At 69.0% G+C, this 12,789-nt stretch carries 12 protein-coding genes and 1 other RNA gene; 3 read left to right on the plus strand and 10 right to left on the minus strand.

Going from position 1 to position 12,789, the window contains the following annotated elements:
* From ACNPM4_RS04605 to ffs, 4 genes are all read right to left on the minus strand, one after another.
* Positions 1-945: phosphotransacetylase family protein (locus tag ACNPM4_RS04605; protein WP_448984850.1), on the minus strand; the 945-nt coding region annotated here is incomplete at its 3' end.
* A 65-nt stretch (positions 946-1,010) separates the two neighbouring features.
* Positions 1,011-1,559, minus strand: coding sequence for a hypothetical protein (locus ACNPM4_RS04610; protein WP_448984851.1), 549 nt, complete (start codon positions 1,557-1,559; stop codon positions 1,011-1,013).
* Between the two features lie 146 nt (positions 1,560-1,705).
* Positions 1,706-2,317: a rhomboid family intramembrane serine protease gene (locus tag ACNPM4_RS04615; RefSeq protein WP_448984852.1), complete on the minus strand. Its 612-nt coding sequence runs from the start codon at positions 2,315-2,317 to the stop codon at positions 1,706-1,708.
* Between the two features lie 64 nt (positions 2,318-2,381).
* Positions 2,382-2,478, minus strand: an RNA gene (gene ffs / locus ACNPM4_RS04620) — signal recognition particle sRNA small type.
* 143 nt (positions 2,479-2,621) lie between these two features.
* Between ffs and ACNPM4_RS04625 the strand changes: the two genes are divergently transcribed.
* The 3 genes from ACNPM4_RS04625 to ACNPM4_RS04635 all read left to right on the plus strand — a co-directional run bounded on the left by ACNPM4_RS04625 (position 2,622) and on the right by ACNPM4_RS04635 (position 7,067).
* Positions 2,622-3,611: an AAA family ATPase gene (locus ACNPM4_RS04625; protein WP_029261029.1), complete on the plus strand. Its 990-nt coding sequence runs from the start codon at positions 2,622-2,624 to the stop codon at positions 3,609-3,611.
* 74 nt (positions 3,612-3,685) lie between these two features.
* The gene (locus ACNPM4_RS04630; RefSeq protein ID WP_448984853.1) at positions 3,686-4,813 is read left to right on the plus strand and encodes a DUF58 domain-containing protein; all 1,128 of its coding nucleotides are present in this window, start codon (positions 3,686-3,688) and stop codon (positions 4,811-4,813) included.
* Positions 4,800-7,067: a transglutaminase TgpA family protein gene (locus ACNPM4_RS04635; protein ID WP_448984854.1), complete on the plus strand. Its 2,268-nt coding sequence runs from the start codon at positions 4,800-4,802 to the stop codon at positions 7,065-7,067. Before ACNPM4_RS04630 ends, ACNPM4_RS04635 begins: the two co-directional genes overlap by 14 nt.
* A 64-nt stretch (positions 7,068-7,131) precedes the next feature.
* Here the strand turns inward: ACNPM4_RS04635 and trhO are convergent, their stop codons facing one another.
* The 6 genes from trhO to mpaM all read right to left on the minus strand — a co-directional run.
* On the minus strand, positions 7,132-8,022 hold the full coding sequence (trhO, locus tag ACNPM4_RS04640) for an oxygen-dependent tRNA uridine(34) hydroxylase TrhO (protein ID WP_448984855.1): 891 nt from the start codon (positions 8,020-8,022) through the stop codon (positions 7,132-7,134).
* Positions 8,023-8,084: 62 nt separating this feature from the next.
* The gene (locus tag ACNPM4_RS04645; protein ID WP_448984856.1) at positions 8,085-8,735 is read right to left on the minus strand and encodes a hypothetical protein; all 651 of its coding nucleotides are present in this window, start codon (positions 8,733-8,735) and stop codon (positions 8,085-8,087) included.
* Between the two features lie 80 nt (positions 8,736-8,815).
* Complete coding sequence (locus ACNPM4_RS04650) at positions 8,816-9,544, minus strand: ABC transporter permease (RefSeq protein WP_448984857.1); 729 nt, start codon at positions 9,542-9,544, stop codon at positions 8,816-8,818.
* Entirely contained in the window at positions 9,541-10,257 is a 717-nt protein-coding gene (locus tag ACNPM4_RS04655) for an ATP-binding cassette domain-containing protein (protein ID WP_105711377.1), read from the minus strand. The genes ACNPM4_RS04650 and ACNPM4_RS04655 overlap by 4 nt, the downstream gene beginning before the upstream one ends.
* A gap of 13 nt (positions 10,258-10,270) precedes the next feature.
* Positions 10,271-11,950, minus strand: coding sequence for a daptide biosynthesis intramembrane metalloprotease (gene mpaP / locus ACNPM4_RS04660; RefSeq protein ID WP_448984858.1), 1,680 nt, complete (start codon positions 11,948-11,950; stop codon positions 10,271-10,273).
* The coding region (mpaM, locus tag ACNPM4_RS04665; RefSeq protein ID WP_448984859.1) for a daptide-type RiPP biosynthesis methyltransferase at positions 11,931-12,789 on the minus strand (859 nt) is incomplete at its 5' end. The genes mpaP and mpaM, both read right to left, overlap by 20 nt.

Below are 12,789 nucleotides of genomic sequence, written 5' to 3' on the forward strand. Positions count from 1 at the left end.
GGAGGCGAATCCGTCGAGCAGCTGGAGGATCGGCTCCGGCAGCGGGAAGGGGCCGTTCAGGATGATGCCGGCGATGCGCGGGAAGGTGCCGGACGAGTCGGCCAGCAGCGCAGCGAGGAGCACCTCGGTGCGGTCGGCGGGGATCACCACGACCGCCTCTTCGGTGAGCCGCGGCAGCACGTTGACCATCGACATCCCGGCGACCACGATCGTCAGCGCCTCCGCCGCCAACCGGTCGTCGTCGCCCTTGAGGAGCTTCCCGTCGACGGCGGCGAGGATGCCGCGGATCGACGGGGCGACCAGGGCACGGTCCTCGGGGATCGCCCACACCGGCGTGCGCTCGTCGTGGAGGACCGCACGCACGGCATCGATCACGGCGTCGAGCGCGTCGGGGTCTGCCCGGTTCACGGCGACCGCGAAGAGTTCGGCCCGTTCGGCGGCGAGCTCGGACAGCGCCAGTTCTGCGATCTGTCCGACGGCAGCGGCTGCGCGAGCGGTCGTCGTGCCCAGCTGCTCCGCCTGGCGCTGCTGATCACGACCGCTGAGCACGAGCATGACCGGCGCCCCCAGGTTGGCGGCGATCCGGGCATTGAAGCCGAGCTCGGCGGGGCTGGCGACATCGGTGTAGTCGCTGCCGATGATCACCACGGAGTCGCACTGCGCCTCGACCGCCTTGAACCGCGCGACGATCGTCGACAGCGCCGCTTCCGGGTCGCTGCGCACGTCGTCGTAGGTGACGCCGATGCAGTCCTCGTAGTCGAGCTGCACACCGTCGTGCGCGAGCATCAGCTCGAGGATGTCGTCGCGTTCGGTGACGGACCGCGCGATCGGGCGGAACACCCCCACCCGCGGCGAGACGCGCATCAACGCGTCGAGCGCCCCGAGGGCGATCGTCGACTTTCCGGTATGGCCTTCGGCCGAGGTGATGTAGATGCTCTGCGCCACAGCTTCAGCTTAGGCGCGGCATCCGTGAACCTACCGGGCATGCCACCGGAACTATTGCGCCGGCGTCACTCGCAGTGCCCCGACAGCGCATCGACGACCGCCGTGGCATCCGCCTGGAATCGGGAGTAGTAGTCGCGATCCATGTTGATCTGCACCCGGTGGATCGCGTGCGACGGCTGCATGCTCTGCCAGTCGGGAAGCCGGCCGAGGCGGTCGAAGAACAGGGTCGTGGCGGTCGCCGGATCCATCCGCTGCTCGGCACTCCCCCACCAGTCCTGCTGCTGGAACAGCCCGATGCTCGTGGTGCGCGAGCCGTCGGGGTTGGTGAACCCGCTCGTCTCCCAGTCGCCGTAGTCGATGTTGCGCAGGCTGCTCTCGCCCATCGCCGTCATCACCCCGAGGATCTGCCCCTCTCGCGGGAAGCCCAGCCGGGCCGCCGTGCGCACGATGGTCGCCGCATTCTCGAGCTGCTCTCCGCTCCACCCCTCGATGCCCGCCTCCGGGAACGTCTGCGGCTCGTCGATGCAGATCGGTGCCGGGTCGCGCGCGAGCCCGAGCGGGATGAGGGCCAGCAGCCCGCCGAGCACCAGGACGGCCGTGGTCGACACGAGCACCCGCTGCAGGATCTTCCGGCGGCGGAGCCGGATCGCCGCCTGCCGTCGCGTGCCCGGTTTGCGCCGCCGCGCCGTGCTCTTCCGCTTCGATCTCGGCTTCGTCGTCGCCCGCCTGCGCTTCGCCGGCGACGCCGCGCGTCGAGGACTCATGCCGCGAGCGCTCCGCGCTCTGTTCGCGGGCGACGGCCGATGAGGGCGGCGAGCCCGCCACCGATCGCGCCGAAGAGGTGACCCTGCCAGGAGATCCCCTCGGCGACGCCGAACACCCCGGCCAGCATCGTGGCACCGTACAGGGCGAGCACGATCAACGCGATGACGGCGTAGAGGATCCGGTGGGCGACCCGGCCCGGCGCGAACACCCGCATCACGACGTAGCCGAAGTAGCCGAACACGAGTCCGGAGGCGCCGACCGTCAGCGTGCCGGGAGCATTGAAGAGCCACGTGCCGATGCCGCTGACGACCGCGACGATCGCCGTGACCGTCCAGAACCGGCGGGTGCCCTCCACCGCGACGAGGCAGCCGAGCACGAGGAACGGCACCGAGTTCGCGATGAGGTGCTGCCAATTCGCGTGCAGGAGCGGGCCGAGCACGATTCCGCCGAGACCGGAGACGTCCCAGGAGCGCAACCCGAAGCCGGTGAAAGATCCCGGCAGGATCGCATCGGCGAACTGCACGACCCACATCGCGACGAGCAGGAGCACCGGCGAGGCGAATCGGCCGAGCGGATGCTGCGTCTTCAGCGGCGGGGTGACGGTCACCGGATGATTGTCGCAGGTGCAGCCAGGAGACGACTGAGCGTCCGGCGGATCACCCGCAGAAAAAGAAAGTGACTCTCCGCGCACCCAGCAGAGCCCGGTTACCCTTGCTGCGTTTCCGCCCTGGGGGAATTGGCCTGGATGCCGCCACGCGGAGAGCCGTCAACCATCCTAACCCGATGCGCCGGGTGGTTCGAACCGTCACCGCGGATGGCGGAGAGCTCAGGGGAACCTGCCAGAGCGTTACCCCCTTCACAGGGTTACGATCGAGTAACGCGCACCGCAGCGCCGATGTGAGAGGGAACGCATGCCCGAGAACGCCCCCCTGGTCCCGGTGACGATCGACGCCGAGCGGTTCGCCGCGCAGACCTCCGCGATCCTCGGCTCCATCGGCCAGGTCATCGACGGCAAGCCCGATGCCGTGCGCAGCGCGCTCGTCTGCCTCCTCGCCGAGGGGCACCTGCTCATCGAAGATGTGCCCGGCGTCGGCAAGACGATGCTCGCCCGGGCGCTGGCCGCGAGCGTGGACGCGACGGTGCGCCGCATCCAGTTCACCCCCGACCTGCTTCCCGGCGACGTCACCGGCGTCTCGGTCTACAACCCGGTCGATCGGGAGTTCGAGTTCAAGCGCGGCGCGGTGTTCGCCCACATCGTGATCGCCGACGAGATCAACCGCTCCTCCCCGAAGACACAGTCTGCGCTGCTCGAGGCGATGGAGGAGGGACAGGTCACGGTCGACGGCGCCACGCACATGCTCCCGAAGCCGTTCCTGGTCGTCGCGACCCAGAACCCGCTCGAGATGGAGGGCACGTACGCCCTGCCCGAGGCGCAGCGCGACCGCTTCATGATGCGTATCTCGATGGGATACCCGGATGCCGCAGCCGAAGCGCTCATGCTCCGTCAGCGCGACGTGGTGAGCCCGCTCGCCGCGGTGACGCCCGTCGCCGATGCGGCGTCCATCTCGCAGCTCATCGCGTGGGCGCGCTCCGTCCACGTGGCCCCTGCGCTGGAGGAGTACACGGTCGCCCTCGCGCAGTCGACCCGTTCCGATCCGAACCTCCACCTCGGGGCGAGCCCCCGCGCGACGCTGCAGCTGATCCGGGCGGCGAAGGTGTGGGCCGCCCTCGACGGACGCGACTACGTCATCCCCGACGACATCACCGCGCTGCTGATCCCCGTGCTGGCGCACCGGCTGCTTCCCGCACGCGGCGCCCACCGTGCCGGCGCACAGCCGGTCGAAGCCGCACTCACCCAGATCGTCGAGCGGGTGCGCGTTCCCGTCGCGACCCGTTCCTGACCGAGACCCTCATGCGACGACGCCGATCCCTCACAAGCCGCGGCGCCGGTGCGCTCATCGCGGCACTGTGCTGCATGATCGCCGCCAACGTCGTCGGCGCCCGCATCCTGCTCTACATCGGGGTGCTGCTCGCCGCCCTCACGCTGTTCTCACTCCTCGCCGTCCGCCTCCCCCGCCGCTCCGGGACGGTCACCCGTCAGATCTCCACCGACCTGCTGACAGTGTCGGAGACCTCGCGGGTGACGGTGCGCTTCACGCTGCGTGCGCTTCGCGTGCCGCGAGGGCTGTGGCACGACGTGCTGCCCGATGCCGTCACCGGAGACTCCGGCGGCGAGTACCCACCCGAGACCGGGCAGCTCAGCTACCTGATCACGGGCGTCCGACGCGGCGTCTGGCCCCTCGGCCCGCTCATGCTGCGCACCGTGGATCCGTTCGGGTTGGCGCAGCGCGAGCAGTCGTTCGGCGACACCCGCAGCGTCACGGTCGTTCCCGAGGTCTTCGCCCTCGCCCCTCTCGCCGTGCGGGTCGGAGCCGCCGGTGGCACCGCCCACACCTCATCGACGCGGCTGGGGCAGGGCAGCGACAACCTGTCGCCGCGGGGGTACATCCCCGGCGACTCGATGCGTCGCATCCACTGGCGGGCGACCGCACACCGTGGGCAGCTCATGGTGCGTCAGGAAGAGGAGGAGTCGAGCCCTGACGCGGTCGTCGTGCTCGACCGCAGCAGTCGCCACTGGGATGCGCCGGGCGTCCACGCCGATCCTTCCTTCGAGACCGCCGTTTCCCTGTGCGCATCCGCCGCCATCCATCTCGCGTCCGAGGGCTACAGCGTCGACGTGATCGACGGCGCGGGAACTCTGCTCGGCGCCCTGCGCGGGCACGAAGACGACCGTGACGGACTGCTCGTGGCGCTGGCGATGGTGACACCCCGCGGCGAGAGTCGGGACCTGGCGTCGCTCATCGGAGGAACGCCTCCCGGCCCGCTGGTCTTCATCACCGGGCGCCTCGATGAGGAGGACGCCGCCCTGCTGCGTCCGGCGGGAGCCACCGCCCCCATGCTGTTCAGCACCGAGCTGCTGCCCGGTGCCGCCGAGGCCTCCGTCCCGCACGGCTGGACGGTCGTGGAGATCGGCGAGGACATCGCCGAGGCGTGGGAGGATGCCGTCTCGGCGCGGATCGGGGTCGGCGATGTTCCGCGCTGAGCAGTCGCCCCCGACCGCGGCCGCCCCCGCGCCGACCGCGCCACGGTGGCATCGCGACCGCGAGGAGACGACCGGCGTCGTCGGCCCCGGTGCGATGGCGGCTGCGGCGACGCTGGTGGCGACGTGGCCGTACACGTCGGTCATCTCTCCGGGCACCTGGTCGGGCACGGTCCTCGTCGTGGTCATCGTCGTGGCAGGGACGGGCATGCTGCTGCGGCACCTGCTACGCCGACGGGCGGCATGGGTCCGGGACACCGGCACCCTCCTCGCCCAGATCGTCGTGGCCATCGGCGCCGTGACGCTGCTCGTCGCGGGTGACACCGCGATCTTCGGGGTGGTCCCGACGACGACCACCCTCGCGGTGTTCGGAGCCCTCGGGGCCGCGGCCTTCGAGGAGGTCGCGTTCGGTTCCGCGCCGCTCGACGCCTCGCCCGGGCTCGCCGCCACGATGGGCGTCGGCTTCGCGATCGTCGCGATCCTCCTCGACCAGCTCGTGGCGCACCGCTCGGCCGTGCTGGCTGCGCTGCTGACCGGCGCCATCGGCGCGGTGCCGATGATCATCACGCTGGGTGACACGAACGTGATCTGGTTCGTGGCCTACGGCGTGATGGGCCTGCTCCTCTTCCGTTACACCGCGCGCCGACATCCGGAATCGCCCCGGCGATCGTCGACGTCTCTCGCCGTCGCGCTCGGGGCCGCCGCGCTGGTCACGACCGTGGCTATCGCACCCGCGCTGCCCATCGCGACGAGCATGGCCGGCACCGGCGTCGGCGTCACGGTCGACGCATCGCTGCGCCTCGGTGACGACCTGCGCCAACCGAACCCGGTCGAGGTGCTGACCGTGGCGGCGGACGGCGAGACCGCCCCCTACCTGCGGTTGACGACGCTCTCCCGATTCGACGGACGCGTCTGGCAGCCCGACCGAGGCGACCTGCAGTCGCAGGACGACGGCTTCGGCGCCCCGGAGTGGGGTGAGGAGATCGCGACGGAGGAGGAGAACACCTCCATCCGGGTGCTGCGGATGTCGAGCTCGTGGCTTCCGGTGCCGTACCCGGCCACCGCCGTGCAGGGCCTGAGCGGCTCGTGGCGGGTCTCCCCCGACAACCGCACGCTCTTCTCGCGCAGCGCCGATGCCGTCGGCAACGACTACACCGTCACCTCATCCCGCCTGATCCCGACGCTCGAGCAGATCCGCGCGATCGACGCCGCACGCCCCGTCGTCGATCCCGAGGCGGAGCCTGTGGAGCTGCCGGGCATCATCGCCGAGCTGGCCACCGACGTGACCGCGGCCGCGAGCACCGACTACGACCGCCTCGTGGCGCTGCAGAACTGGTTCCGCTCGCAGTTCGCGTACTCCCTCGAGACACCAGTGCAGGAGGGCTTCGACGGCACCGGGGCCGAGGCCGTGGCGCAGTTCCTCGAAGAGCGCAAGGGGTACTGCGTGCACTTCGCCGGCGCCTTCGCCCTGATGGCCGAGAGCCTGGGGATGCAGGTGCGCATCGTGGTCGGCTACCTGCCCGGCGCGCTCACCGACGAGAAACGGGGCACGGAATCGGTGTTCTCCGTGACCAGCGATCAGCTGCACTCCTGGCCGGAGGTGCTCTTCCCCGGCGTCGGCTGGGTTCCTTTCGAGCCGACCGCCTCCCTGGGCGTGCCGACCGCCTTCCGCGCAGGAGTTACGCAGGGCGGTGGCTCCGGAGACCCGTCCGTCCCCGTCCCCACCACGGCCCCGCAGAGTGAAGAGACCTCGGGGCCGGAGGTGGACCGCGAAGACGCCGGCAGCGACTCGGCGGACGGCGACGCACAGCGTGGTCTCGACGCGATGCCGCTCGTGCTCACCGCACTCGGAGTCGTCGTGCTGCTCCTGCTGCCGGCGCTCATCCGCGTCGTGGAGCGCCGCGGTCGCATGAGCCGAGCGCGAGGCGGAGACCCCGCGGCGGCTTGGGCCGAGCTCCGCGACACGTTGATCGACCTCCAACAAGACGTGTCCGATGCCGAGACCCCACGTGTGCGTGCGGCGGGTCTCGTGCGGTCGAACCAGGTCGACGCGGCGGCGATGCGTCGACTCACGGATGCCGTCGAGCAGTCCAATTACGCCCGCTCCGGCGATGCGGAGACTGATCTGTCCGAGCCACTGGGCCTGGTGCTGAGGCAGTTGCGCGCCAGCGTCGATAGACCGACGCGGGTACGCGCCGCGCTGCTGCCGCGGTCGCTGTATGCGCCCCGGGCCGCCGAGCCGGGAGCGGCGGTCTGACGGCAGGGCTCCGGGACGCTCGGCTCGGGTCGGCTGGGTCGGGTCGGGTCGGGTCGACCTGCGTTCAGGCGGCGTGCGCCGCGCAGGGCACGGCGACGCAGGCCTCGCACACCACGAACTGCGAGCGGCAGGTGAGATCGGGGCAGTTGGCGGTGCGCTTGGTGGGCGCTCCGCAGCCGACGCATTCGCCGATGACGCGGGCATGGTCGGAGAAGTCGACGGAGCCACGGCCGTCGAACACATAGAGCGACCCGTCCCAGAGGCCGTCGTCGCCGTACTTCTCGCCGTAGCGGACGATGCCGCCCTCGAGCTGATAGACCTCCCCGAAGCCGCGAGCCGTCATGAGACTCGACAGCACCTCGCAGCGGATCCCGCCGGTGCAGTAGGTCACGACGGGCTTGCCCTTCAGATCGTCGTAGGCGCCGGAGTCGAGGAGCTGCACGAAATCCCGGGTCGTCTCGGTGTCGGGCACGACCGCGCCGCGGAACCGTCCTATCTGCGCCTCGAGGGCGTTGCGGCCGTCGAAGAACACCACGTCGTCGCCGCGTTCCTCGATCAGGCCGTGAAGTTCTTCGGGGCTCAGCCGCGTGCCTCCGCCGACGACGCCGTGCTCGTCGACACGCAGCTCACCGGGAGCTCCGAACGACACGATCTCGTCGCGCACCTTGACGCTGAGCTTCGGGAAGTCGAGGCTGCGGCCTTCGGCATCGAGCCCCGTCCCCTCGCTCCACTTGATGTCGGCGTCCGCGAACGGCGCGTACGAGCGGAAGGAACGGAGCCACTTCTTCAGGGCCGTGATGTCGCCGCCGAGCGTGCCGTTGATCCCGTCCTTCGAGATGAGCAGTCGTCCGCGCAGCCCGAGCGCCTCGCCGATGTCGCGCTGCCAGACGCGCACGGCGTCGGGGTCAGCGAGGGGCGTGAACGCGTAGAAGAGGACGATCTTGGGGGTTGCCACCCAGGAATCCTACGTCGGCTGCGGGTGGTGGGCGGAACCCCGGTTGATGCCAGTTGTCGGCGCTACTTCACGTCGCGCTTCAGAAACGCGACTGCGCCAACGCCGAGCGCCGCCACCACCCACCCTGCTGCCACCAGCGCGGCCAGCCATGTGTCGAGGGTGTCCTTCGGTTCCACTCCCAGGGCGGAGATGTCGAGCTGAAGGGCTTCGAGCATTGCGAGAAGCGGAAGGTAGGCGGCGCCCGCACTCCAGAAGGGCGCCACCAGCATCGCCGCCGCCATCGACATGGATGCGGCGAACAAAGCCACCAGATGGGCCTGGATGACGATCCCGAGCCCCATTCCCCAGAGGCCCGCGACAGCGCCGAGCGCGACGGCGGGGCCGACCGATGACCACTGCACGGGAATGCCGCCCATGGCGATCATCAGCGCAATATGACCCCCCACCACGCCGGCGAGAGCGACGACCGCCCCGCCGAGCGCAGAAGTGGGCATTCGGGTGAGGAAGATCACCCACCGAGGCTGGAGCATCAGACGCTGCGCGATGACACCATCTCGGCGGTCAACCGTGTAACGGAAGGAACCGTAAACAGCCGCGACAACTGCCCCATAGGTCGCGAGCACGGCCCCGAAGGGCGCCATGAGCGCCTCACGGACATCAGCAGGCGCAGCAGCGAACTCCGGCGGGACGCCCGTCGCCAGGGAGAGCGACATCACGAATGCCGCAACCGCGCTCCAGAGGAGGACGACGTCGGCCCTGAAGCTCCGGCTCTGAGCGCGCAGAGCCCGCAGAATCATGAGGCGGCCCTTCGTCTCCGGTACCACGCGAGCGCGACCAGGCCGACAGCCCATGCGAGCGCGACAGCGAGGGCGGGGATGAACTCGAGCAGCTGATCCTGGTACCCGGGAACGCTCAGTGCGGCAAGAGCCAACCCGGGCGAGAACCGCGCCAGCTCGGGTGCGTTCCGCAGCAGCGCGAACTCCACCGCCATCGGGATGGCGAGAACGAGAGCCGCCGTCACATAGTAGTTCCGTGTGATCCATCCGACGGCGCCCCCGACGAAGGCACCGAGCACGGAACCGAGCAGAGCTCCCGCATATATCTGCCAGGCATCCTGGGTGAGCACGAGCGAGAGTCCGTTCTGAGCGAGAAGGAAGTGCACCCCCACCGTCCACAGCACGAAGATGCACACTGACAGTGCGCTCGCGACGAAGGCACCGGCGACGAGCTTTCCCGTGAATGCGCGACGAAATCCGACGCCGGTCAGCGCCCTGTCCATCGAGCCGTAGTAGTACTCGCGGGTGACACCGTATGCCCCGACGAACGCCGCGGCGATGGCGGACCAGGCAAGCGGCTCCAGGAGCCGGGTCGTGGCAGCGCCAGCCTCGACGCCGGCGACATCGAAGCGGGAGCCGTCGGAGAAGAGAACGAACAGGGGCATGAGGAGCGCGATGAAGTAGACGGGCAGAATGGAGAGGCCGCTCACCGCGCGCAGCACCTCGCTCCGAATGGCTCGTCTCATGCGGGTGCTCCTTCGACCAGGTCGAAGTACTTGCTCTCGAGAGAATCGCGGTCGCTCGTCACGAGGTCGCCGAGCCGCCCGGCGTAGAGCGCGCGCCGCTTGATGACGACGACCTCATCCACGACCTGTTCCAGTTCGGCCAGTTGATGACTGGCGATCAAGACGGTGCCGCCGCTTTCCGCGAAGCCGCGGAGGAACCGGCGGAGCCACCGAATGCCGTCGGGGTCCAACCCGTTCGCCGGCTCATCGAGGATGAGAGTGCGCGGAGAACCGATGAGAGCAGCAGCGAGTCCGAGCCGCTGGGCCATTCCCGTCGAATAGGTCTTCACACGGCGACGGGCGTCTGGGGCGAGTCCGACCATCTCCAGGACCTCGTCGACCCGGCCGGAAGATGCGCCGGCCGCGAGTCGGGATATCTCCAGATGCCGTCTCGCGGTGATACCCAATTCGAACCCGAAGCCGTCCATGTGCACGCCGACGTGGGATGCGGGGTTGTCGAGTGCGGTGAACGGGGCACCATCGATGAGGCTGTCGCCGCTGGTCGGCGCGAGCAGGCCCACGATGCTGCGCAGAGTCGTCGACTTGCCCGCGCCGTTGGGACCGAGTAGACCGACGATGGAACCGCGCGGCACAGCGAACGACAGCTCTTCTACGGCCGTCCGGTTCCCATATCGCTTGGTGAGCGCTCGGACTTCGATTGCTTGGTCGTTCATCCTGATCCTCTTCCTACTTCTCGTTCTGGGATGCCGAAAGTGGCTGCATCACGCCGGAGGCCCAGAGGAACTCCCACAGACTCACCATTCCGAGATCGAACCTCGCCTGCCCGGCCTCGGGAGGGCTCCCGCCTCTGTCGGATACATCCACTTCTGCGAAGGACACGGCCGAGACCGACACGCCCGCCGCTGTGGCGGGAACCAGAGCATCGAGGGGCACCCTCGTGGGCTCGGGTCGCTGCGGTCTCGCGGTTCCTTCACCGACCTGCCGGCTGCCCAGGATGCCGCTGCTCAAGAGCACGATAGGGGTCCCGTCGCGCACCTCCACTGCCGTTTGCCCGTCGGCGTGGACAAGGACCACCCGACCGCCTTCTGTGGAGAAGCCGAAGGTGGCGGTCATCGGTACGGAGATCACGGCTCCGGCGATCACGATGATCGCCCCCAGCGCGGCGCAGACCGAGATGAAGCGCAGTCGCGACACACCTGACCGGAGCACCCGGTGCAGGGCCCTCCATAAAAGCCCCATCCCGACGAGCACGACGACGGCTTCCAGCGCCACCACGAACATCCCGAGACTTGGTCCGCCCGCGGCCAGAGATCGGACCGCGCGTGTGACGGCGAGCAGCACCAGCGCGATCGGTGCGATGAGGCTCGCGAGGCCGAACGGCACGCTCCACCACGTGTTCACGCTCTTGCTCATGCGTCGTCCGCCGAAGAGGAGGCCTGTCAGGAAATTCGCTCCGTCGCGAATCGTCCGATTCCTGAGGTTCGGCTCGTCCAGCGCACTCATGAGCGCGATGTACCCGTCGAACCGCACGAACGGGATCAGATTGACGAGGACGATGGCTGTGCAGGAGAGACCGAGGATCTGCAGGGTCTCGCGGACGACCGGTTGCGGAGCCACCAGCGCCGCCGTGAGTGCGATCGCCGCGACCACGGCGTGCACGGCGGGTCCGGCAAGAGCGACTTCCACGCGCTGCCGACGGCGAGGCAGGCGCCAGCCATCCGTCACATCGACGAAAAAGGCGGGAGCGAGATAGAAGAGCATGACGCCGGCGCGCCGGGGCCTGCCGCCGTAGCGCGTGAGTGTGAGGCCGTGTGCGCTCTCATGGAGCAGGGTGAGGCACGCGAGGACGGCGACGAGAACCACGATCGCCCCCAAAGGCATGGGCGTGGTGACGACGTTCAGCAGCTCTCTCGCCTGAAGGATGGCCGCCACGAACCCCAGGCTGAGCACGGCCGCAACGGATACCAGGATCGCCCGGCGTGGGAGGGGCGCGATCAGACGGTGCAGTCGACCGAAGATGGCGGCCGCACGAAGGGTTGCGATCTGCAGCGTGAACGGGGGCCGATAGGTCAGCCGACCGGGCGGCAGCTTGGTGTCGCCCTCGAGCAGCCCCGTGGCGCGGAAACGCTGGACCAGCTGGAGGAAGCTCTCGGAGGATTCGGATGCGGCGAAGCGCAGATGCAGATCGTGAAGCGAGGTCGTGCCGTCCATCGCCGACAGCAGGTCGACGACCGGCCGCGAAACCCTGGATGAAGGCACGCCGTGCAGCACTGCTATCCCCGTCGATTCATCGCCGACTCCCACGAACGTGACTCCGGTCGACAGAAGCGGACACGTGTCTGCAGTGAGCGGTGCTGGTGCGGAGCTCTTTCTCCTCCGAAGGGAACTAGTCGGAAACATCGCCATCCGCCATTCCCCAGGCCCCCGCCCACGACGTCTTGAGAAGGAGGATCTCCGCTCCGAGGTGCGTTCGAACAGGAGATACGGCAGGTTCGTGGAAGCCGGCTTCGACGAGTTCTCTCGCGAGAACCTCGTGGCTGAGCAGCTGCAATCGGCTGGTGAGAACGGTGACTTCGCCGCCAGGGGTCACGTCTGAGGCACGGACCCAATTGACCACCCGCGCCGCGCCGTCCGCTTCCACCTGCTGGGAGAAGAGATAGATGTCGTCTTGGCCTCTACCGGGGACTCTGATCTCACGCTCTGTCGGCACGGCGAGACTCTGCGCAGACGCACCTGCGGCGACGGTGAAGGCGAAGACGCCGCCGGGCGCGAGGTGACGCCGCACGTTCGCGTAGAGAAGCGACCTTCCTTCGTGATCGAGCAAGGTGATGGACGTCGCGCCGATGATGACGAGCTCGTACCGGGCCTCCAGCGAGAAGTGACGCATGTCCGCGACTATGCACTCGACGGCCGACCGCTCCGGCAAGGCGCGTCGCAGGTGGGCGAGCATGTCGTCCGAAAGGTCGATGGCGGTGACTCGCTTGCCGGATCTCACCAGCGGGATCGTCACTCTCCCGCTTCCCGCGGCGAGATCGAGTACAGGCCCCGCGGCATCTCTCGCGAGTGCCAGCATCTCTCGAATCTCGGCACGGTCGGGGCCGACGAGTCGCTCATAGAAGTCGGTGCCCTCCCCTTCGTACAGGTCTTGTTCCCGGGGACGCGCCCCGACCAGGTCGAGTCGCGCCTGCATGGCTTCAGTGATCAGTCCTGGCATTCGATGGCCTCTCAGCGTGAGCAGTGGAGTG

It is taken from the genome of Microbacterium umsixpiens (genome assembly GCF_053543675.1).

Excerpts from the sequence above, each read along its gene's own strand:
- ACNPM4_RS04625 (WP_029261029.1), top strand. The coding sequence starts at position 2,622 with ATGCCCGAGAACGCCCCCCTGGTCCCGGTGACGATCGACGCCGAGCGG.
- ACNPM4_RS04655 (WP_105711377.1), bottom strand. The coding sequence starts at position 10,257 with ATGAACGACCAAGCAATCGAAGTCCGAGCGCTCACCAAGCGATATGGG.
- ACNPM4_RS04630 (WP_448984853.1), top strand. The coding sequence starts at position 3,686 with ATGATCGCCGCCAACGTCGTCGGCGCCCGCATCCTGCTCTACATCGGG.
- ACNPM4_RS04635 (WP_448984854.1), top strand. The coding sequence starts at position 4,800 with ATGTTCCGCGCTGAGCAGTCGCCCCCGACCGCGGCCGCCCCCGCGCCG.
- ACNPM4_RS04645 (WP_448984856.1), bottom strand. The coding sequence starts at position 8,735 with ATGTCGCTCTCCCTGGCGACGGGCGTCCCGCCGGAGTTCGCTGCTGCG.
- ACNPM4_RS04650 (WP_448984857.1), bottom strand. The coding sequence starts at position 9,544 with ATGAGACGAGCCATTCGGAGCGAGGTGCTGCGCGCGGTGAGCGGCCTC.
- mpaP (WP_448984858.1), bottom strand. The coding sequence starts at position 11,950 with ATGGCGATGTTTCCGACTAGTTCCCTTCGGAGGAGAAAGAGCTCCGCA.